Consider the following 19,085-nt stretch of genomic DNA (forward strand, 5'->3'; position numbering starts at 1 on the left):
GTCCCGCGCCGGAATGCGGAAAACCCACGCATGCGGCGGGCTGATCAAAAGAACCCGATCAGCCCTTGCCGCCCATGCCCACACCTGCCATGCCAGGCCCCGGACGGGCAACGCCCCTGCCCCCACCGCGTTAACCGGCCTGATGCGCCGTAACAGCCAACCGCGCGCAAGGGACCTTTACCCCGCTGTCACCTGCAACAGGAGAAACCATGACTGCCACCCCGAACGGACGTATCCAGGGCAAGGTTGCCGTCATTACCGGTGCCGCCAGCGGCATCGGCCGGGCCACGGCCGAGCGTTTTGCCGCCGAGGGCGCGAAACTGACCCTGACCGATCTCAATACCGACGCGCTTGATGAGCTGGTCAGCCAGTTTGAAAAAAGTGGCGTATCCGTCATCGCGGTACCCGCCGATGTCACGAGCGAAGCGGACATCCAGCGCGTCATGCACGAAACCATGAAGCAGTTTGGCCGGATTGACATCCTGGTTGCCAATGCGGGCGTGATCCCCGAAGCCGACCTGGCATCCGCCACGGCGGAACTGTGGGATCATACCATGGCGGTTGACGCACGCGGCATGTTCCTGTCGTGCAAATATGCCGCGGCCGAGATGGTCCATGCCGGACAGGGGGCGATTGTCTGCCTGTCCTCCATTTCCGCCTTTGCGGGGCAGAAGGGCCAGGCGGTCTATGGCCCGGCCAAATTCGTGGCCTCCGGCCTGACCAAGCACCTTGCCATCGACCTGGCGGACAAGGGGGTGCGCGTCAATGCCGTGGCCCCCGGCACCATCGATACGCCAGCCGTGGCCGGAATGGATGCGGAGGGAATCCGCAAGGTGGTGGAGATGCACCCGATGGGCCGCATGGGCAGGCCGGCCGAAGTGGCCAGCGCCATCCTGTTCCTGGCATCGGACGATGCCTCCTTCATCACCGGCGCGGTCCTGCCGGTCGATGGCGGCTATCTGGCCCAGTAGGGCCAGCCCCGGCCGGGCCGCCCTTCAGGCGATATGCACTTCCACATCATGCTCACGCAGCATTTCGGATATCCGTTCGGAGGGCTGGCGGTCGGTAAAGAAACCATGGACGTGGGACAGGTGGCCCAGCCGGCCCATCGGCCTGCGGCCGAACTTGGTCTGGTCCGCCAGCAGGTAGACACGCCGGGCATTGCGCATCATTGCCTGCGCCACGCTGATCTCATCGGCATCGAAGTCGAGCAGCGTGCCGTCCTCCTCTATCCCGCTTATGCCGATCACGGCAAAATCTGTGCGGTACTGTTCAATGAAGGTACTGGCGGTGGAGCCGGTAATGCCCCCATCGTAAAAGCGTACCTGCCCGCCCGTCACGATGACCTGAAAATCAGTCTGGGCCGAAAGCGGGGTGGCCACATGCAGGTTGTTGGTAATGATCCGCAGTGCCTTGTGCCGCCGCAGCGCCTTGGCAAAGGCCTCGGTTGTGGTGCCGATGCTGACGAACAGCGATGAATTGTCGGGGATATGCCGGGCGGCAAGGTGGCCGATGGCCTCCTTGGCCCGACGGTTGAGCACCTGCCGCTCGGAATAGGCGATGTTCTCGACCGACGAGGCCAGCCCCGCCCCGCCATGATGCCGCGCCACCAGCCCGCGACGGGCCAGGTGGTTGACGTCACGCCGTATGGTCTGGACGGCAACGTTCAGCCTCTGGGCCAGTTCCTCATTCGAGACATAACCCTGCGTACGCACCAGTGCGGTAATTTCGTGGTGACGTTCTTCTGCCGACACGTTGCCTTTTTCCCCTTACGCCGGTTACTTGCTCAGACCACGCGCGCAACGGTGCGCCCGGTGGCACCCAGATCGGCAAAGGAGCGTTCCAGCCGCTCCACGATGCCCATCTCCCCCACGCGCAGCCACTTGCGCGGGTCATACAGCTTCTTGGTCGGCTTGCCGGTGCTGGGCGCGATCTGGTGGCTGAAGGCCTCGGCATGTTCATGCACGTAGCGGCCGACGCTGCTGGCGAACGCGAACTGGATGTCGGTATCGATGTTCATCTTGAACACGCCATACGACACGGCCTCGGTAATCTTGGCCTGTTCGGACCCCGAACCACCGTGGAAGACCAGCGCCAGCGGCTTGTCGCCCCGCCCCGTGGCCGCGGCCACCGCCGCCTGCGAGTTGCGCAGGATCTCGGGCCGCAGCCTGACATTGCCCGGCGCGTACACGCCATGCACATTGCCAAAGGAGGCGGCAATGGTCACGAACCCCAGCGGGGACAGGGCCTCATAAGCCTTCAGCACATCCTCGGGCTGGGTGTAGAGATGCGCGTTGTCGGCCCCGTCATCCAGATCGTGGCCAATACCGTCTTCCTCGCCGCCGGTCACACCCAGCTCGATTTCCAGACCGATGCCAAGCGGGGCCATGCGGCGCAGGAAGGCCGCGCATTCTGCGATATTGTCTTCCAGCGGTTCAGCCGAAAGGTCGATCATGTGCGAGGAGAACAGCGGCTGGCCGGTTTCCTTCACCGCCTCCTCGCTGGCGTCGATCAGGCCGGATATCCACGGCAGCAGCTTGCGGTCGGCATGATCGGTATGCAGGATCACACACACGCCGTAAGCCGCCGCCACGGTATGGACATGACGGGCCGCGGCCACCGCCCCCAGCACGCGGGCCCGTGCCGCATCCTCCATGCCTTCGCCCGCATAGAACCGCGCGCCACCGTTGGAAAGCTGGATGATCACATCCGCCCGGTTGCGCGCCGCCGCTTCCAGCACGGCGTTGATGCTGTCCGTGCCCACCACGTTCACCGCCGGCAGGGCATAGCCCTCGTCACGGCAGGTTTCCACCAGACGGCGGTAGTCGGCACCGGTCACCACGCCGGGCCTCAGGCCCAGGCGGGCGGAGGCAGTGGTCGCTGTGTCAGTCATGTCGTTCCTCTATTGCGTGTTATTGTTGTTATGCAACGGATGAAATGTTCACCAGGTCTTGGTCTGGTAATCGTGATGGCCCTCGACAAAGCGGATGGTGCCGGACTTCGAGCGCATGACCAGCGAATGCGTGACCGTGCGCACGCCCGAACGGCGGATGCCGTGCAGCAGCGCCCCACCCGTAACACCCGTGGCGGAGAACAGGACATCACCACGGGCCATGTCCTCCAGCGCCAGCTTGCGCGAGGGATCGGCGCCGGGATTCATCCTGCGCGCACGTTCGATCTGGCCATCGTCCTCGAACATGAGGCGGCCCTGCATCTGCCCGTGCACACAGCGCACGGCGGCGGCGGCCAGTACGCCTTCCGGCGCGCCGCCGGAGCCGACATACAGATCGATTTCACTGTCCTCGAGGCAGGCCGCGATGGCGGCCGCCACATCCCCGTCACTGAGCAGTGTCACACGCGCGCCGACCGCGCGGGCGCGGGCAATCAGTTCCTCGTGACGTTCACGATCCAGCGTGCAGACCATAAGTTCGGACACGTCACGCTTCTTGGCCTTGGCCAGGGACTTCAGGTTGGCCTCGATGCTGCTGTCCAGATCCACCACGCCTTCGGGCAGGTAGGGGCCGACCACGATCTTGTCCATGTAGATGTCGGGGGCATGCAGGAAGTTGCCGCTTTCCGCCAGCGCCACGACAGTCAGGGCGTTGGGCAGGTTCTTGGCGCACAGGTTGGTGCCTTCCAGCGGGTCCACGGCAATGTCCATGCCGGGGCCGCCCGCGCCCACCTTTTCCCCGATGAACAGCATCGGGGCTTCGTCCATCTCGCCTTCGCCGATGACAACGGTGCCGTTGATGGCAACCGTATCGAAGGCACGTCGCATGGCCTCCACTGCCGCGCCATCGGCTTCGTTCTTCAGGCCCCGGCCCGTCCAGGCGGAGGCGGCGACAGCGGCCGCTTCCGTCACGCGGACAAGTTCAAGCGCAAGATTGCGATCCGTAACCTGATAGGGATTATGCCGTGTGGAGGTCATGAAGCACTCTTTTCCTATGTTCTGGTATTCGTGGGTCAGGCGGCTACGGTGGAGCTGAGCGTGCGGCGCACCGCCAGATGCCAGCCCGCCACCATACTGTCGCGCTGGGCCTTGTCCATTGTCGGGCGGAACAGGTGCCCGCGCGTCCAGGTGCCCTCCAGTTCGGGGATGCTGCTCCATACGCCCGTGGCCAGCCCCGCCAGGAAGGCCGCCCCCAGCGCGGTCGTCTCGACCTGCCGGGGACGTTCCACCGGGGTCTGGAGCATATCGGCCAGGAACTGGCAGAACCAGTCATTGACCGACATCCCGCCATCAACACGCAGTGCGTTCAGCTTTCCGCCGCCGTCCTCGCGCATCGCCTCCATCAGGTCCAGCGTCTGGTAGGCCACCGATTCCAGGGCCGCGCGCGCGATATGGGCCGCGGTCGAACCCAGCGTCATGCCGCAGATCAGGCCACGGGCGTCGGGGTCCCAGTGCGGCGCGCCAAGGCCCACGAAGCCGGGCACCATGTACACGCCATGGCTGTGCGGCACGCGGGTTGCCATGTCATCGGTCTGGGAGGCATGGGTGATCAGGCCCAGCCCGTCACGCAGCCAGCGGATGGCCGCACCGGCCACGAAAATCGAGCCTTCCAGCGCATAGACCGTCTCGTCACCAATACGGTAGGCGATGGTGGTCAGCATCCGGTTTTCGGAATTGACAGGCGTGGTGCCGGTGTTGAGCAGCGCGAAGCAGCCGGTGCCATAGGTTGCCTTGGCGGTGCCGGGCTTGAAACAGGCCTGGCCGACCATGGCGGCGTTCTGGTCGCCTGCCATGCCGGCCACTTTCAGCGGTTCACCAAACAGGTCGGCTTCCGTCTCACCAAAGATCTCGCTGTTGGTGCGGACTTCGGGCAGGATGGCGCGCGGCACGTTGAACAGGGCCAGAAGCTCGTCATCCCACGCGCAGGTATGGATGTTGAACAGAAGCGTGCGCGAGGCATTGGTCGTGTCGGTCGCGTGCACGCGGCCGCCGGTCAGCCGCCACAGAAGAAAACTGTCGATGGTGCCGCAGGCCAGTTCACCACGCTCGGCGCGCGCGCGCGCACCTTCCACATTGTCCAGTATCCACGCAATCTTGGTGGCGGAAAAATAGGGGTCGAGCAGCAGGCCCGTGCGCTCGCGCACCAGGGGTTCGTAACCCTGCTCGTGCATGCGCATGCAGACCGGTGTCGTGCGGCGGTCCTGCCAGACGATGGCGCGATGGACGGGGCTGCCGGTCTTGCGGTCCCATACCACGATCGTCTCGCGCTGGTTGGTGATGCCGATACCCGCGATGGTGGCGGGACCGCCCACCTTCGCTATGGCCTCGCGTGCGGTGGACAGCACGTTGGACCAGATTTCCTCCGCATCGTGCTCCACCCAGCCCTGATTGGGGTAATGCTGGGCGAATTCGACACGGGCAACGGACAGCGCCGCGATATCGCGGTCGAACACGATGCTGCGGGTGGACGTTGTTCCCTGGTCAATAGCGAGAATTCTGTTCTTCTTGTTCATTATTTTCTCCTGCCCATGCGGGCGGATTCTGGTTTGTGGCCACGGGCGGCAGACTGCCACCCGCGACCGTCATGCCGCCGCAGCCGCCCGTTACGGGGCCGCCTTTGCCGCAACCGGCTGGCGGCCACGCAGATAGGCATCCAGCCGGCCCGCGTCCTCATCCGTCACATGCAGGCCAAGGCGGGAACGGCGCCACAGGATATCCTCGGTGGTCTGGGCCCATTCATGCGCGATCAGGTATTCCACCTCACGCGCCGTAAGCCCGCCGCCAAACTGCTCGCCCATATCCGCCATGCTGCGCGCATCGCCCACGATCACATCGGCACGCGAGCCATAGTTGCGCACCAGCCGCCAGCACAGCTGCTGGTCAAGGAAGGGGGCCTTTGCCGCCAGACGGGCAAGCGCGCCTTCGAACCCGCCCTCACCCAGGTCACCGCCGGGCAGCACCTTGTCCGCCGTCCAGCCCGGCGCGGACAGGACCGGCAGGAAAGGCTGAAGCTTCTCGATCGCATGTTCGGCCAGCCGGCGGAACGTCGTGATCTTGCCACCGAAGATGGAAAGCATGGGCGCCTGGTTGCCCTGCGTGTCCACGTCCAGCACGTAATCACGCGTCACGGCCGACGCGTTCTTGGCCGCGTCATCATAGAGCGGACGCACGCCGGCGTAGCTCCACACCACATCATCGGGGGTGACGGGCTTGGTGAAATAGCGGCTGACGCTTTCACACAGGTAGCTGATTTCCTCGGGCGAGATCTCGACGCGGCCGGGCGCCTGCGTCCATGGCACGTCGGTCGTGCCGATCAGGGTGAATTTCTGCTCGTAGGGAATGGCGAAGACAATGCGCTTGTCCGGGTTCTGCAGGATATAGGCCTGTGGCCCGTCAAACAGGCGCGGCACCACGATGTGGCTGCCCTTGACCAGACGCACGTTCTTGGTGGAATCCACCTGCGCGCGCTCGCGCAGCACTTCGCTCACCCACGGGCCACCGGCATTGACCACGATCCTGGCCCGCACGGTCTGCTGGCTGCCATCGCGCGTGTTCTCGATCACGGCTTCCCACAGGCCATCAACACGCCGGGCCTGTACCAGGCGGGTGCGCGTGCGGATATCGGCCCCGCGCGCCTTTGCATCCATGGCGTTGAGCACGACAAGCCGGCTGTCCTGCACCCAGCCATCGGAATAGGCGAAACCGCGCGCCAGCTTGCCATTGAGCGGCTTGCCCGCCGAGCTTGTGCGGAAATCGAGCGACTTGCATTTGGGCAGCGTCATGTTGGGGGCAAGGTGATCATACAGGAACAGGCCAAGGCGCAGCATCCATGCAGGCCGGGCCTGTGGCGTGTAGGGCAGCACGAAGCGCATGGGCCAGATGATGTGCGGCGCGATGCGCAGCAGGCGTTCGCGTTCGATCAGCGCCTCGCGCACCAGGCGGAATTCATAGTATTCCAGATAGCGCAGGCCGCCATGGATCAGCTTGGTGCTGGCCGATGAGGTGTAGCTGGCCAGATCGTCCTGCTCGACCAGCAGGACGGAGGCACCCCGCCCTGCGGCATCACGCGCGATACCGGTGCCGTTGACGCCCCCGCCCACGATCAGCAGATCGAACGGGCTGCCCTGTGTGGGGGGGGAGCGGAATGTTTCGTCCATGGACGCCATAATGGGTGTTCCTCCTGATACGGATGTTCGTAAACGAACATGATGCGCGCTTCAAGGGGGAAAGCGCACATGCCGCCTGTCGTTCCTTAAAATATTTTCTATTCTGTTTATTAATAAGCCAGCCATAAATTCGCCATTACCTGCATTTCATATGAATCTGTATTTTTGTGCATGTGCGAAATCGCGCATGCCGCATGATACCCATGCCCCCATCAATGGCCGTTCCCGAACAGACCGGCCCGCCACCCCGAATCCGCAAGGTTGGAGAGGTTGAATGAAATATATTGAAATACATGGAAAAAGGAGATCCGCCTACCCGACCTGTCGCAGCACCCTCTTCCCCCACCCGCCATGTTCGTTTAAGAACATCCGGGGACTGGAAAAAGGCCAGAAGGCACACAGCCCCTTCCCATCAAATGATAATAAAAGAATAAAGTGGGCTAATATGTTGAAAAACAGACAATTCCTGGGGGAACTGATCGCGGAATGCATCGCGGTGGCCATCATTGTCATGATTGGCGATTCCGTGGCCGCGATGTATGCGCTGTATGACCCGAGCCCCTACAAGCTGGCCTACTGGGGCGTATGCATTGTATGGGGGCTTTCCGTCACCATTGCCATTTACATTACCGGCAGCGTATCGGGCACGCATGCCAACCCGGCCGTATCGGTGGCGCTGGCGCTGTACCGCGGTTTTCCGTGGCGCAAGGTACCGGCCTATTGCGCGGCCCAGATCCTGGGGGGCGTGATCGGCGCGGCGCTGGTCTATACACTCTACCAGCCCGTGATCGACCATTACAACCAGCTGCATGCCCTGACCCGTGCCGATGGGGGGGCCGCGGGCGTGTTCTTTACCCATCCGGGCGAATTCATAACCCCGTTCCACGCCTTTGTGGACGAGACGATCCTGACCGGGCTGCTGGTCTTTGGCATCTTTGCCGTCACATGCGAATACAATACCGTCGCCCCGCAGGCGAATTCGGGCGCGCTGATCATCGGGCTGCTGGTGGCCAGCATCGGTGCGTGCTCGGGCTATCTGGAAGCATGGGCCATCAATCCCGCGCGTGACTTCGGCCCGCGCCTGTTCTGCTTCCTGGCCGGGTGGGGAGACTCCGCCCTTCCCGGGCCGGACCACTTCTGGTGGGTGCCGGTTGCCGGGCCGGTACTGGGGGGCGTGCTGGGGGCGGGCTGCTACCAGTTCCTCATCCGGCCCTTCATCCCCCGCCAGGCCAGCCCGGCCGTCCCGCCCGTGTCCTGACGCGCGGGAACTTCCCCATCTGCCGGCCCCGTGCCGGCAGGCGACCCGGATGCGCCCGCGCACCGCAGGCCCACGCTGCCCTGACAGAGGGAACCACCCGGCCCCGTCTTCCGGTCATGACGGGGCCTGGTACGCCGGTTCAGCGCTGGACGACGGTGCGGATGGCAAAGTTGCTCTGTATGCGGGCCACGCCGGGCATGCGGGAGAGTTCTTCCTTGTGGATGCGTTCGTAATCGGCCGCGTCGCGGGCCTCGACCCGCACAAGATAATCCGCATCCCCCGTCATGAGATAGCATTCCCGCACATCGGCGCATTCACGCACGCGGGCCTCAAAGCGGCGCAGGCATTCCTCGGTCTGGCGCTCAAGCGTGATCTGCACGATCACGGTCGTCATGCCGTGGATCGAGCGCTCATCCACCAGGGCGCGATACCCCCGGATCACACCCTCCTTTTCCAGCATGCGCACCCGCCGCAGGCACGCGGAGGGCGACAGGCCCACCCGCTGCGCCAGTTCGGCATTGCTCATCCGCCCGTCATGGCGGAGGTTTCGCAGTATGGCATCGGTCATCCGGTCGAACGGCATGGTGAATTTTCCGCTTCTTGTCGCATATCATTGCGTACCAGAGACCATGAATTGCATGATATTGCATTGAACGACAGGACATTTCATTAACCAACGCATACGATCAATCCTGTTCCGCCTTGGACGATGGAGTTCGCCGCGCATGACCGACCTGCCTTTTCCCATACCCGCCACCGGGTGGGCGGCCCCCGGCGCCGGGGCCATGCTGGAAATCAGCCTGGGCGCGGTGGCGGCCAATTACCGCCTGCTTCGCGCGCGTACGGGACAGGCCACCTGTGCCGCCGTGGTCAAGGCGGATGCCTACGGTCTGGGGGCGCATCAGGTCGCACCCGTGCTGGAACAGGCCGGGGCGAAGGTCTTTTTTGTCGCCCATCTGGAAGAGGGCATACGCCTGCGGCCCCATGTCAGCCCCACGGCGCAGATTTTTGTCCTTCACGGTCCCATGCCCGGCACGGAGCGGGCGTTCACCCATCATGCCCTGCTGCCCGTGCTTAACAGCATGGAGCAGATCGCGGGCTGGCGGGCGCATGCGTCAAAGGCGCAGCACGCGCTGCCCGCCGCCCTGCAGGTTGATACCGGCATGTCCCGTTTCGGCCTGTCGGATGCGGATGTCACGGCGCTGGCCGATACCCCGGCCCTGCTGGACGGGATCGAGACCCGGCTGGTCATGAGCCACCTTGCCTGTGCCGATACGCCCGCCAGCCCCGCCAACGCCCTGCAGCGCGACAGGCTGCGCGCCATGGCCGCGCGCCTGCCGGCCGCCCCGCTGGCGCTTTCGGCCTCATCAGGCATCTTCCTGGGGCCGGATTACCATTTTGACCTGGTACGGCCCGGTGCCGCGCTGTATGGACTGGCCCCCAACGCGGACGCCCCGAACCCGCTCCAGCCCACCGTGCGGCTGCAGGCGCGCATTGTCCAGCGCCGCACCATCAAGGCGGGCGATGGCGTGGGCTATGGCCTGACATGGCACGCCAGCGGCCCGCGACGCATTGCAACACTGGGCATCGGCTATGCGGATGGCTTCCTGCGCCAGGGCGCCAGCAATGGCGGCTGCGCATGGCTGGACAGTTACCGCCTGCCGATCCTGGGCCGGATTTCCATGGATTCCACAACGGTGGACGTAACCGGCGTGCCGGAAAGCGTGCTGGACCAGGCCACCCATGTCGACATGATCGGTCCCCGCCGCAGTGTGGATGACGTCGCGCACGCGGCCGGCACCATTGGCTACGAGGTACTGACCGCTCTCGGCTCCCGTTTCCATCGCGTCTACCTGCCGGCGCAGGCGGCGTGATACGTTTCCACCCGCCACAGAAGGCACGTTTGCAATGAAGATCATCGTTCTGGGTAGCGGTGTCGTTGGTGTGACATCGGCATGGTATCTGGCACAGGCAGGCCATGAGGTCACGGTTGTCGACCGCCAGCCCGAAGCCGGGCTGGAAACCAGTTTCGCCAATGCGGGACAGGTCTCGCCGGGTTATTCCTCACCATGGGCGGGGCCGGGCGTGCCGTTCAAGGCGCTCAAGTGGCTGCTGATGAAATACCGCCCCTTCGTGTTCTGGCCCATGCCCGATCCGCATCTGTGGAAGTGGCTGGTACAGATGCTGGAAAACTGCAACACCCCGGCCTATGACCGTAACAAGGGCCGCATGGTCCGCATTGCCGAATACAGCCGCGACGTGATGCGCGACCTGCGCGCCAGCACCGGCATCACCTATGATGACCGCCAGCAGGGCACGCTGCAGGTCTTTCGCACGCAAAAGCAGATGGACGGCATTGCAGGCGATATCCGCGTGCTGGAACAGTACAACGTGCCCTATGAACTGCTGGGCCGCGCCGACTGCGTAAAGGCTGAGCCGGGACTGGGCGTATCCGCGCACAAGATCGTGGGTGGCCTGCGCCTGCCGGGCGATGAGACGGGGGATGCCTTCCTGTTCACCCAGCGCCTTGCGGCCAAGGCGGCGGAAGCAGGCGTGACCTTCCATTATGATACACGCATCCGCACCATGACGGCCGAGGGTGGCCGCATCACCGGCGTGGAAACCAGCCGGGGCCGGATGGTGGCGGATGCCTATGTCGTATCGCTGGGCAGCTATTCACCGGCCATGGTACGCAGCCTGGGGCTGGACCTGCCCATCTACCCGGTAAAAGGCTATTCGCTGACGGCCGACATCATCAACGAAAAGCAGGCCCCGGTTTCCACCATCATGGACGAGACGTTCAAGATCGGGATCACCCGCCTGGGCAACCGGGTCCGTATTGGCGGCACGGCGGAACTGGCCGGGTTCAGCACATCGCTGCGCGCCCCACGACGCGAGACGCTGGAGCATTCCGTGACCGACCTGTTCCCCGGTGGCGGAGACATTGCCGGGGCAAGGTTCTGGACCGGCCTGCGCCCCATGACACCGGACGGCACCCCCATCATCGGCCGCACGCGCTACGACAACCTGTTCCTCAACACCGGCCATGGCACGCTGGGATGGACCATGGCGTGTGGTTCGGGCAAGGTGCTGGCCGATATCATGTCCGGCCGCATGCCCGACATCCCGCATGAAGACCTGGGTATCGTGCGCTACGGCCAGTAAGATACCATTAAAAAACGACAGGCCTTTCCGGGTGCCGCCTTTTTAAAAAAAGGCGGCGTTCCCTGAAGCTTTTTTTCAAAAAGCTCCACCAGAAACTTCTTTACGGCTCTACGGCTACACGCCTGCAATACCCGTCGTCGCGGGGGAGAAGCCTTCGGGCGGTCCCTCCCCCCGCTGGCGCACCACACGGTACACCGTGCCACGCAGCCAGCGGTGCACGGGGTCACTGTCGCGCCGGGGATGCCAGGCCTGGAACGAACGCACGGGCGGCAGTTCGAAAGGGAATTCGAACTCGGCCAGATGCATCGAGCGGATGGGCAGGTAGTCAATGGCAATGCCCGGCAGCGGCAGGATCATGTCCATCATGCGCAGGGTCTCGACCATGGCGTAATAGGTGGGCACGACCATCACCACGCGGCGCTTCAGCCCGTAACGGTCCTTCAGCACCGTATCGATCGGGCCATACAGCCGCCCCCGGCGTGATACGCTTATATGCTCGTATCGCACGATGGAGGCGGGCGTGATGCCTTCGCTCAGGATGGGGTGGTCAGCACGCACCAGCGCGCGGAAGGATGTGGGGAACAGGCTCTGCCGGCGGATTTCGGGGCGCATGTCATCACTGGCGCCCAGATACAGGTCCACCCGGCCTTCGCGCAGGTCATCACTGGGTTCCTCATCCGTTTCGGGGGCGAAGGTAATGGTGCATCCGGGACAGTCCTGACGCAGCGCGGTCAGGATGGCCGCACCGAACGCCCCCACGATCAGGTCATTCGCCCGCAGGGTGAAATGCGGCGCAAGCCCGGCCAGGTCCGGCGTCTCCTGCTCTTCCAGCAGGGCGTCCGCCCCCTTTACCAGCGCCTGCACCCGCTCGCGCAGGCCCAGCGCAAAGGATGTGGCCACCATCCGCCGCCCTGATGCCACCAGGATCGGGTCACCAAACACCACGCGCAGCTTGGCCAGGCTGCGGCTCATCGCCGCCTCGCTTGTATGCAGCCTGCGCGCGGCATGCGAGACCCCTTCCTCCTCGATCAGGACCTGGAGGCTGCGCAGCAGGTCAAGATCGTAGCCTTTTCTCATGCGCCCCGCGTTTTCATCCCTTCCGGACCGGCACGCAGCCGGCCCGGCCATTACAAAAAATGCCGTCTCCCTGCCCTAACATGGGTCTGGCCGCCTGCCTACCGCCACGGCCACCGTGGCCTGCCGGGTCCGGGACAGATAAATGTGAGGGCACCGACATGGGCCCGGGCTTCATTCCACCCCGGCCGCCATGGCCGCGACACAGGCCGAGGCCGTGCGGCCAATGCCATCAAGGCAGGCCAGTACCTCCAGCAGCCTGCCGTTGCCGGGATCGGCCCGTTCCATGCGCGCCAGCCGCCTGCGCGCCGCGCGCACGACGGCAATGCCGCGCGGGCTTGCCACCCTGTAGCGCACCAGCGCGCGCAGCAGCGCGGTTATGACCGCCGACACCGCATCACGCCGCTGGCGCTTGAGCTGGCGCAGAAGCAGGATGTTCAGCCCGACGGAAGAGAACATGAGCATGAGCCGGATATCCCCCGCCGCCCCATGATCCCCCGCCTGGGCCGCATGCCGCACCATGCGCCCGATCCGGTCCACGCTGGTCCCGATCCACCACTGGGGCGAAGGCGGCAGCGGCACAAGGCACAGCCGCCGCAGTTCACCACGCATGTGCCGGCCAAAGCGCAGCCGCTCATCGCGGGCGCGAAACGGCAGCACAAGGCGGAACACCAGGACACTCAGCCCCACCGCCAGCACCGTATGCCATGCGCCGTTCAGGAACGTTACCTCGTCCACCCGGCTCTGGTTGCCGGGCATGAGCAGGTTGGGCATGAGCAGCCCGTAGGCGGCCGCCGCCCCCGCCGTGCCCCGGCTGCATTTGGCCAGCCCCCCCACGAACAGGAAAATGCCCAGCACGAAGGCGAATTCCTCATAATCACTCAGGTAAGGCAGCACGCCAAGGTCAAGGAAGCCCGCCGCCACGGCCGACCACACCGCCCCCGACAGGAAGCGCGTGGTGCCCACCACCGGGTTCTCCCGCGTGGCGAACAGCCCGCAGACCAGCGTGGTAATGGCAATGAACCCCATGCCGCCGGGCCAGGCCGTGACTTCGTACACCAGGGCCGCAAGCATGATGGCCACGGCCCCGCGCAGGCCGTTATGGAACGCAAGGCGGATATCGCGGTGCCCGCCCAGATGGAAGCGGAAATGGTCATGCGGGGGCGGGCGGTAAATGGCGTGGCAATGTGCCAGCGCCTCCTCCATATCCCCCATCGCGGCCGCCAGTACGCCATGGGTGATACGCCCCATCTCCTGCGTGCCTGTTGCCGCCCGCTGCTCGAACAGGGTGCGCAGGTGTGCGGCCTGTGCGTGCAGGTCGTCCAGCGCCCCTGCCTTCAGCCGGGCGGTGGCCAGCCGGTCGCACAGATGCAGCAGCTGGCCGCGTGTATCGGCCAGTATCCCGTCATCACTCAGCATGGCCCGTTCCGCCCCGCCGGACAGGCCGACAAGACGGGTGACAAGAATGGAAACCTCCGCCAGCACGGCGCGGGCATGATCACCCGCATGCACCTGCCGCCCCATCTCGATGGCCGGGAACTCCAGCCCCTGATGCACGGAGACCAGCATGTTCGAGAACTCACCGGCATGGACCAGCGTGTCACGGTCATGCAGCACGATCTCACGCAGCAGGGTGGCCAGCCGGTGCAGCACGTCCTCCACCTGCGCCACCATGGTCGCCCGCGCCCGGGTGGACAGGTTGAGCGTGAACAGCGTGGCGATCGCCGCCTCGCACACCACCCCCAGCACGATATAGGTGGCGCGCGAGACGCCGATGAAGAACACGTCATCCGGCGCGGACGCCGCCGCCACCGCAATGATGGAACATGTATAGCCCGACAGCACGAAGGCATAGGAGCGGAAGTTCAGGCAGAAGGTGGCCAGGAAGCTGCACAGCCCGATCCACGCCGCCACGGCCGGAAAGAACAGCCATGACTGCTGCGGGAAGGCCGCGATGAACACCACCGCCGCCACGGCCCCCACCAGCGTGCCCACGATGCGCCAGCGTGCCTTGGACATGCTTTCGCCCCGCCGTACCTGGGCCACCGACCACACCGTGGCCACGGCCCATTGCGGGCTGTCCAGTTCCATCCACAATGCAATGGCCAAGGCGATGAGGGAGGCCAGCGTGTTGCGCAGCGCGAAGCCCACGGCCTGTGGCGTGGGGCAGAACAGCCAGCGCGGCATGAAAGGACTGGCCGCCGGCCAGCGCAGGCGCGCAACCGGACCGGCTACAAAGCGGGATATTTCCATATGCTCCTGTCCGTCGTATCAGCATGGCGGACATGGTCCACTTCCCGTGGGGGAATGCGGTCGGTCAAAGGGCTACTGGTGGATCAGGGACGGGCGGGTGGCGTTTTTTCATACGGGCGGTAGCGCGGCGACCACATGGCCGCCGCCAGCATCGCCTCGATTCCTGTTTCGGGCATGGCGGGGGCGACCCCTTCCGCCTGTCCCTGACGGATCACGGCGCGCGCGACCGCCATGGCCACAGGGCGCAGCGCGGAGACCGGCGGCAGCAGGGCTGCATCATGTCCCCCACCGGCCCCCACGGCGGGAGACAGCCCGGCCAGCGCATCCGCCGCAGCCAGGAACATGCCATCGGTCATGCGCGTAATGCCACCCGCCATGACCGCCAGCCCCACGCCGGGAAAGACATAGGAATTGTTGATCTGGTCCACCGGCCGGGTCCGGCCCGCATGGGTTACGGGCGCGAACGGACCGCCGGTACCGATAATGGCGCGGCCATCGGTCCATTCCAGCAGGTCGGCGGGCAGGGCCTCGATATTGGCGGTAGGGTTGGACAGGGCAAAAACGACCGGGCGTGCGGCCTGCCGGGCCATGGGGGCCACGATCTGGCGCGTGAAGGCCCCGCCCTGCCCCGATGTCCCGATAAGCGTGGTGGGGCATACATGGGCCATCACTTCGGCCAGGGTGACATGCGCCGGGTCCGCCACCTGCCAGTCCGCCGCCACGTCGGCAGGCTGGGCACAGGGCATCTGCCCCTCGGTCACGCCTTCCATGCCGTGGCACACAAGCCCGTTGATGTCGACCATGAAGAAGCGGCTGCGGGCTTCATGTGCCGCCATGCCCGCGCGCATCATCATCTGCGCCAGCAGGTCGGCAATGCCGCAGCCCGCGCCACCCGCGCCAAAGATGACGATGCGCTGGTCGGCCAGTGGCGCGGCCCCTGCCCGGATCGCGGCCAGCAACGCGCCCGCGGTTACGCCGGCGGTGCCCTGTATGTCATCATTATAGGTGCACAGGCTCCCCCGGTAGCGGCGCAGGATGCGCAGCGCGTCGGCGCCCGACAGGTCCTCCCAATGCAGGGCGATATCGGGCCAGCGCGCGGCCACGGCGGTGACGAACTCGGCAATGAAGGCATCGTATTCCGCGCCACGCACCCGTGCGTGCCGCCAGCCGATATAGTCCGGGTCGGCCAGCAGGGCCGCGTTGTCCGTGCCCACATCCAGCAGGACCGGCAGCGCGCATGCCGGGTCCAGCCCGCCACAGGCGGTATAGAGCGACAGCTTGCCAATGGGGATGGCCATGCCGTTGGCCCCCTGGTCACCTATGCCCAGAATGCTGCCGCCGTCGCTTGCCACGATCACGCGCACGCCATCCCATTGCGGGCTGGCCAGGATTTCGGCAATACGGCCCCGATCGGTGTAATTCAGGAACAGGCCGCGCGGGCGGGTCCAGATCTGGCTGAACTGCTGGCAGGCGCGGCCGATGGCGGGCGTGTAGATGATGGGCAGCCAGGATTCGGGCGCCTGGTCGATAATGGCGTAGAAAAGGGTTTCATTCCTGTCCTGGATTTCGCGCAGCGCAATATGTCGCGCAAAATTGTCCGGCAGTGCCGCCAGCCGCATACAGGCCAGATCGACCTGTTCGGCCAGGGTTGCGATGCGGGCGGGCAACAGGCCATGCAGCCCGAACAGGTCACGCTCGCGCCGGTCAAATGCATTTCCCTTGTTCAGAACAGGACAGTCCAGGAGTTCCCTGCCGGACAGGGCGGTATGAAGGGGGACCTGCCCCGGGAAGTGTGCTGTATCCGACATGAACGATCCGACGTTGCGAGAACCCGAAAGAATGCGCAGGATACGGTTCTGCACATATTCGTGTAGGGCACGCGGCCGCATGCCAACCGTACGCCCCACGCAATCATGGAACAGCCGCCCCATGCGCGACGAGATCAGTGACCTGAAGTTTTTCTGCATCCTGGCCGCAGCCGGCAGCATTGCGGGCTGCGCGCGGGCCATGGGCATGTCACCCGCCGCCATGAGCCGCAGGCTGAGTGCGATGGAGGCCCGGCTTGGCACGCGGCTTGTCACCCGCACCTCGCGCCATTTTGCCCTTACGGCGGAAGGCCAGCGCCTTCATGAGCACGCCGTGCGCATCATGCATGACGTGGAGGAAGCCGAGGCCGAACTGACCGCGCGCGCCGACAGGCCGCACGGCCTGCTGCGCGTGGGCGTGCCATCGGAACTGGGGCGCAAGATGCTGGCGGGCGTGGTCGCCACATTCGTGGAGCAGTACCCCGAGGTGACCGTGCACCTTATCCTGTCCGATGCCGGGCTGGACGTGATTGACGACGGGCTGGACATTGCCATCCGCCCCGGCATGCCCACCGATCAGGAGGTCATGACCACCAGCCTGCTCAACAGCCGCCGCGTGGTCTGTGCCTCCCCCGAATACTGCGCGCGCAAGGGCCTGCCCGCCACCCCGCACGACCTGCTCAAGCATGACTGCATCTGCCTGATCCGACGCCAGCGCATATTCAATGAATGGGTCTATCTGGATGGGCGGGTGCGCAAGGAGGTCCATGTCACCCCCCGGCTGGCCACATCCAGCAGCGAGGTGGTGCATGACTGGGCGGTCAGCGGGCGGGGCATTGCACTGAAGGTGCTGTGGGACATTGCCGATGACCTGAAATGCGGCAGGCTGATCGAATGCCTGAGCGCCTATGCGTGGGAGGACGTGACGCTGCACGCTGTCTACCCCTCCCGCACGCATATGCCGCCACGCACGCGCTTCTTCCTTGATTTCGTGCGCAGGGAACTGCGCCGCAACTACTTCGGCATCTGACCCGCCCCTGCCGGGTCAGGGGCGCGGCGTGTAGTTGGCACGGATGCGTTCATCCAGATAATCGCGCGCGGTGATGGGGGCATATTTCTTCAATGGTCCCTGGATGACCGCATCGCGGTTGGCCTGGCAGAAGAACGGCAGCGACAGCCTTGGCCCCAGATATTCATCGCGCCGGGGCATGCGCACCCGGTGCAGGGTGGAACGCAGGCGGTCATCGCTCCAGCGCATCAGCATATCGCCAATATTGCAGGTGACCGCCCCGCGCAGCGGCGGCACGTCGGTCCAGGCCGGGGCATCGGCTTCCATGCCGGGACAGACCTGCAGCCCCCCCTGCCCCGGCCGCTGGTGCAGCAGGGTCAGGCAGTCAAAATCGGAATGCGCCCCCGCGCGCCACAGGTCGAAATCCGCATCCGTGGCGTTTTCCATGCTCATGTAATGGATCAGCCGCAGCGTGCTCTGGTAATAAGGCGATGCGGGGTCATGGTTATGGGTAAAGAAATCGGAATCAAACCCCAGCCGGATGGCAAAACAGGACAGGATCTTCATGCCCAGTGCCCAGTTCTGCCGCTCGAAACGGCACATCCGTGCCTGAAAGCCGGGCAGTTCCGTGGCGGTGGGCCACAGGCCCGCCATGTCTGGCAGGGTGATCTGGTAGGATTCCTTGTTGTCCGGCGTGCCGGTGGAAGGGCGGACCTGCGCGCGGTATTCCCACCCCGCATTGGAACCCGGCCTGCGCGCATGCCGCGCCTTTTCCGCCATGGGCAGGTCAAAGAATTCCCCTGCAACGGCGAAGGCGGCGTCAATATCCTCCTCGGGGATACCGTGATTGAACACCTGGAAAAAACCGACCTGCGTTGCCGCCTGCCACAACGCATCGGCAATGGCTTCCTTGCGGTTGGCATAATCGGACAGGTCGATGCGGGGAATGTCACGCGCGACACTGGTGCCAGCCCCCCCGATCCGGGTTTCACGCTGGAGTTCGGCCAGTTCATATTCAGGGAAAGCAGACATGCGATATTCTCCGGGCAGAAAGTTTTTCCTGCGGGACGGGCATGGCAGATACAGGGCGGGAACCGGCACGGGCGGCATGCACACCGCCGGTCACGGAACGATCATATGTTGAAAAAAGATATGCCCTGCATGACAGCGGTCCACTAATCAGGAACGGATTGGTGTGGAGCAATGTCCAGGACCCATGTCCAGACCGCTTCTACTCGCCCCATGAGCACAGCACGCACGCACGCCTGCCGTCAAGCATGAAATCACGGGCTGCGGGCCGACCGGACATGCCCTGCTGTATTTTTGAAAGCAGTTCACTGATGGGAACATAAAAGTTTTCGGGTGTCGCTTTTTTTAAAGGCGATGTTCCCTGAAGCTTTTTGGA

Annotated in this window: 15 protein-coding genes; 5 read left to right on the forward strand and 10 right to left on the reverse strand. The window is 64.8% G+C overall.

Features of this window, described 5'->3' with window-relative positions:
• The first annotated feature begins 209 nt into the window (after positions 1-209).
• Complete coding sequence (locus CFR78_RS05310; protein ID WP_007398121.1) at positions 210-971, forward strand: SDR family NAD(P)-dependent oxidoreductase; 762 nt, start codon at positions 210-212, stop codon at positions 969-971.
• Between the two features lie 24 nt (positions 972-995).
• On the opposite strand, the gene CFR78_RS05315 is transcribed toward CFR78_RS05310, so the two are convergent.
• The 5 genes from CFR78_RS05315 to glpD form a co-directional block, all read right to left on the reverse strand.
• Positions 996-1,754: a DeoR/GlpR family DNA-binding transcription regulator gene (locus tag CFR78_RS05315; protein WP_007398120.1), complete on the reverse strand. Its 759-nt coding sequence runs from the start codon at positions 1,752-1,754 to the stop codon at positions 996-998.
• A 32-nt stretch (positions 1,755-1,786) separates the two neighbouring features.
• On the reverse strand, positions 1,787-2,893 hold the full coding sequence (fbaA, locus tag CFR78_RS05320) for a class II fructose-bisphosphate aldolase (protein ID WP_034932632.1): 1,107 nt from the start codon (positions 2,891-2,893) through the stop codon (positions 1,787-1,789).
• Positions 2,894-2,941: 48 nt separating this feature from the next.
• Positions 2,942-3,928 carry a class II fructose-bisphosphatase gene (gene glpX, locus CFR78_RS05325; RefSeq protein WP_007398118.1) on the reverse strand — a complete coding sequence of 329 codons (987 nt, stop codon included), beginning with the start codon at positions 3,926-3,928 and terminating at the stop codon, positions 2,942-2,944.
• Between the two features lie 35 nt (positions 3,929-3,963).
• Positions 3,964-5,463: a glycerol kinase GlpK gene (gene glpK, locus CFR78_RS05330; RefSeq protein ID WP_007398117.1), complete on the reverse strand. Its 1,500-nt coding sequence runs from the start codon at positions 5,461-5,463 to the stop codon at positions 3,964-3,966.
• 90 nt (positions 5,464-5,553) lie between these two features.
• On the reverse strand, positions 5,554-7,116 hold the full coding sequence (glpD, locus tag CFR78_RS05335) for a glycerol-3-phosphate dehydrogenase (protein WP_007398116.1): 1,563 nt from the start codon (positions 7,114-7,116) through the stop codon (positions 5,554-5,556).
• Positions 7,117-7,561: 445 nt separating this feature from the next.
• Between glpD and CFR78_RS05340 the strand changes: the two genes are divergently transcribed.
• Positions 7,562-8,374, forward strand: coding sequence for an MIP/aquaporin family protein (locus CFR78_RS05340; protein ID WP_034932633.1), 813 nt, complete (start codon positions 7,562-7,564; stop codon positions 8,372-8,374).
• A 139-nt stretch (positions 8,375-8,513) separates the two neighbouring features.
• Here the strand turns inward: CFR78_RS05340 and CFR78_RS05345 are convergent, their stop codons facing one another.
• A complete protein-coding gene (locus CFR78_RS05345) occupies positions 8,514-8,957 on the reverse strand; it encodes an Lrp/AsnC family transcriptional regulator (protein WP_039998741.1) in 444 nt (147 codons plus the stop codon).
• 142 nt (positions 8,958-9,099) lie between these two features.
• On the opposite strand from CFR78_RS05345, the gene alr reads away from it, so the two are divergent.
• Together alr and CFR78_RS05355 are read left to right on the forward strand one after the other, a co-directional pair.
• Positions 9,100-10,248, forward strand: a complete 1,149-nt coding sequence (alr, locus tag CFR78_RS05350; protein WP_007398111.1) for an alanine racemase — start codon at positions 9,100-9,102, stop codon at positions 10,246-10,248.
• Positions 10,249-10,282: 34 nt separating this feature from the next.
• Entirely contained in the window at positions 10,283-11,539 is a 1,257-nt protein-coding gene (locus tag CFR78_RS05355; protein ID WP_007398110.1) for a D-amino acid dehydrogenase, read from the forward strand.
• Positions 11,540-11,653: 114 nt separating this feature from the next.
• Here CFR78_RS05355 and CFR78_RS05360 read toward each other — a convergent pair whose 3' ends face one another.
• The 3 genes from CFR78_RS05360 to CFR78_RS05370 form a co-directional block, all read right to left on the reverse strand.
• A complete protein-coding gene (locus CFR78_RS05360) occupies positions 11,654-12,616 on the reverse strand; it encodes a LysR family transcriptional regulator (protein ID WP_034932639.1) in 963 nt (320 codons plus the stop codon).
• A 171-nt stretch (positions 12,617-12,787) separates the two neighbouring features.
• On the reverse strand, positions 12,788-14,866 hold the full coding sequence (locus CFR78_RS05365) for an FUSC family protein (protein WP_034932641.1): 2,079 nt from the start codon (positions 14,864-14,866) through the stop codon (positions 12,788-12,790).
• 83 nt (positions 14,867-14,949) lie between these two features.
• Positions 14,950-16,674 carry an NAD-dependent malic enzyme gene (locus CFR78_RS05370; RefSeq protein ID WP_034932667.1) on the reverse strand — a complete coding sequence of 575 codons (1,725 nt, stop codon included), beginning with the start codon at positions 16,672-16,674 and terminating at the stop codon, positions 14,950-14,952.
• Positions 16,675-16,795: 121 nt separating this feature from the next.
• On the opposite strand from CFR78_RS05370, the gene CFR78_RS05375 reads away from it, so the two are divergent.
• The gene (locus tag CFR78_RS05375; RefSeq protein ID WP_007398106.1) at positions 16,796-17,701 is read left to right on the forward strand and encodes a LysR family transcriptional regulator; all 906 of its coding nucleotides are present in this window, start codon (positions 16,796-16,798) and stop codon (positions 17,699-17,701) included.
• A 15-nt stretch (positions 17,702-17,716) separates the two neighbouring features.
• On the opposite strand, the gene CFR78_RS05380 is transcribed toward CFR78_RS05375, so the two are convergent.
• The gene (locus CFR78_RS05380) at positions 17,717-18,712 is read right to left on the reverse strand and encodes an isopenicillin N synthase family dioxygenase (RefSeq protein ID WP_034932642.1); all 996 of its coding nucleotides are present in this window, start codon (positions 18,710-18,712) and stop codon (positions 17,717-17,719) included.
• Positions 18,713-19,085: the final 373 nt, after the last annotated feature.

The sequence above is a fragment of the Komagataeibacter rhaeticus genome (assembly GCF_003207855.1).
Classification (GTDB): Bacteria; Pseudomonadota; Alphaproteobacteria; order Acetobacterales; family Acetobacteraceae; genus Komagataeibacter; species Komagataeibacter rhaeticus.

Bases quoted from the DNA above. Each gene is read 5' to 3' on its own strand.
- CFR78_RS05370 (WP_034932667.1), bottom strand. From the start codon at position 16,674: ATGTCGGATACAGCACACTTCCCGGGGCAGGTCCCCCTTCATACCGCC.
- CFR78_RS05365 (WP_034932641.1), bottom strand. From the start codon at position 14,866: ATGGAAATATCCCGCTTTGTAGCCGGTCCGGTTGCGCGCCTGCGCTGG.
- CFR78_RS05355 (WP_007398110.1), top strand. From the start codon at position 10,283: ATGAAGATCATCGTTCTGGGTAGCGGTGTCGTTGGTGTGACATCGGCA.
- alr (WP_007398111.1), top strand. From the start codon at position 9,100: ATGACCGACCTGCCTTTTCCCATACCCGCCACCGGGTGGGCGGCCCCC.
- glpD (WP_007398116.1), bottom strand. From the start codon at position 7,116: ATGGCGTCCATGGACGAAACATTCCGCTCCCCCCCCACACAGGGCAGC.
- fbaA (WP_034932632.1), bottom strand. From the start codon at position 2,893: ATGACTGACACAGCGACCACTGCCTCCGCCCGCCTGGGCCTGAGGCCC.
- CFR78_RS05340 (WP_034932633.1), top strand. From the start codon at position 7,562: ATGTTGAAAAACAGACAATTCCTGGGGGAACTGATCGCGGAATGCATC.
- CFR78_RS05345 (WP_039998741.1), bottom strand. From the start codon at position 8,957: ATGCCGTTCGACCGGATGACCGATGCCATACTGCGAAACCTCCGCCAT.
- CFR78_RS05310 (WP_007398121.1), top strand. From the start codon at position 210: ATGACTGCCACCCCGAACGGACGTATCCAGGGCAAGGTTGCCGTCATT.
- CFR78_RS05375 (WP_007398106.1), top strand. From the start codon at position 16,796: ATGCGCGACGAGATCAGTGACCTGAAGTTTTTCTGCATCCTGGCCGCA.
- glpK (WP_007398117.1), bottom strand. From the start codon at position 5,463: ATGAACAAGAAGAACAGAATTCTCGCTATTGACCAGGGAACAACGTCC.
- glpX (WP_007398118.1), bottom strand. From the start codon at position 3,928: ATGACCTCCACACGGCATAATCCCTATCAGGTTACGGATCGCAATCTT.
- CFR78_RS05360 (WP_034932639.1), bottom strand. From the start codon at position 12,616: ATGAGAAAAGGCTACGATCTTGACCTGCTGCGCAGCCTCCAGGTCCTG.
- CFR78_RS05380 (WP_034932642.1), bottom strand. From the start codon at position 18,712: ATGTCTGCTTTCCCTGAATATGAACTGGCCGAACTCCAGCGTGAAACC.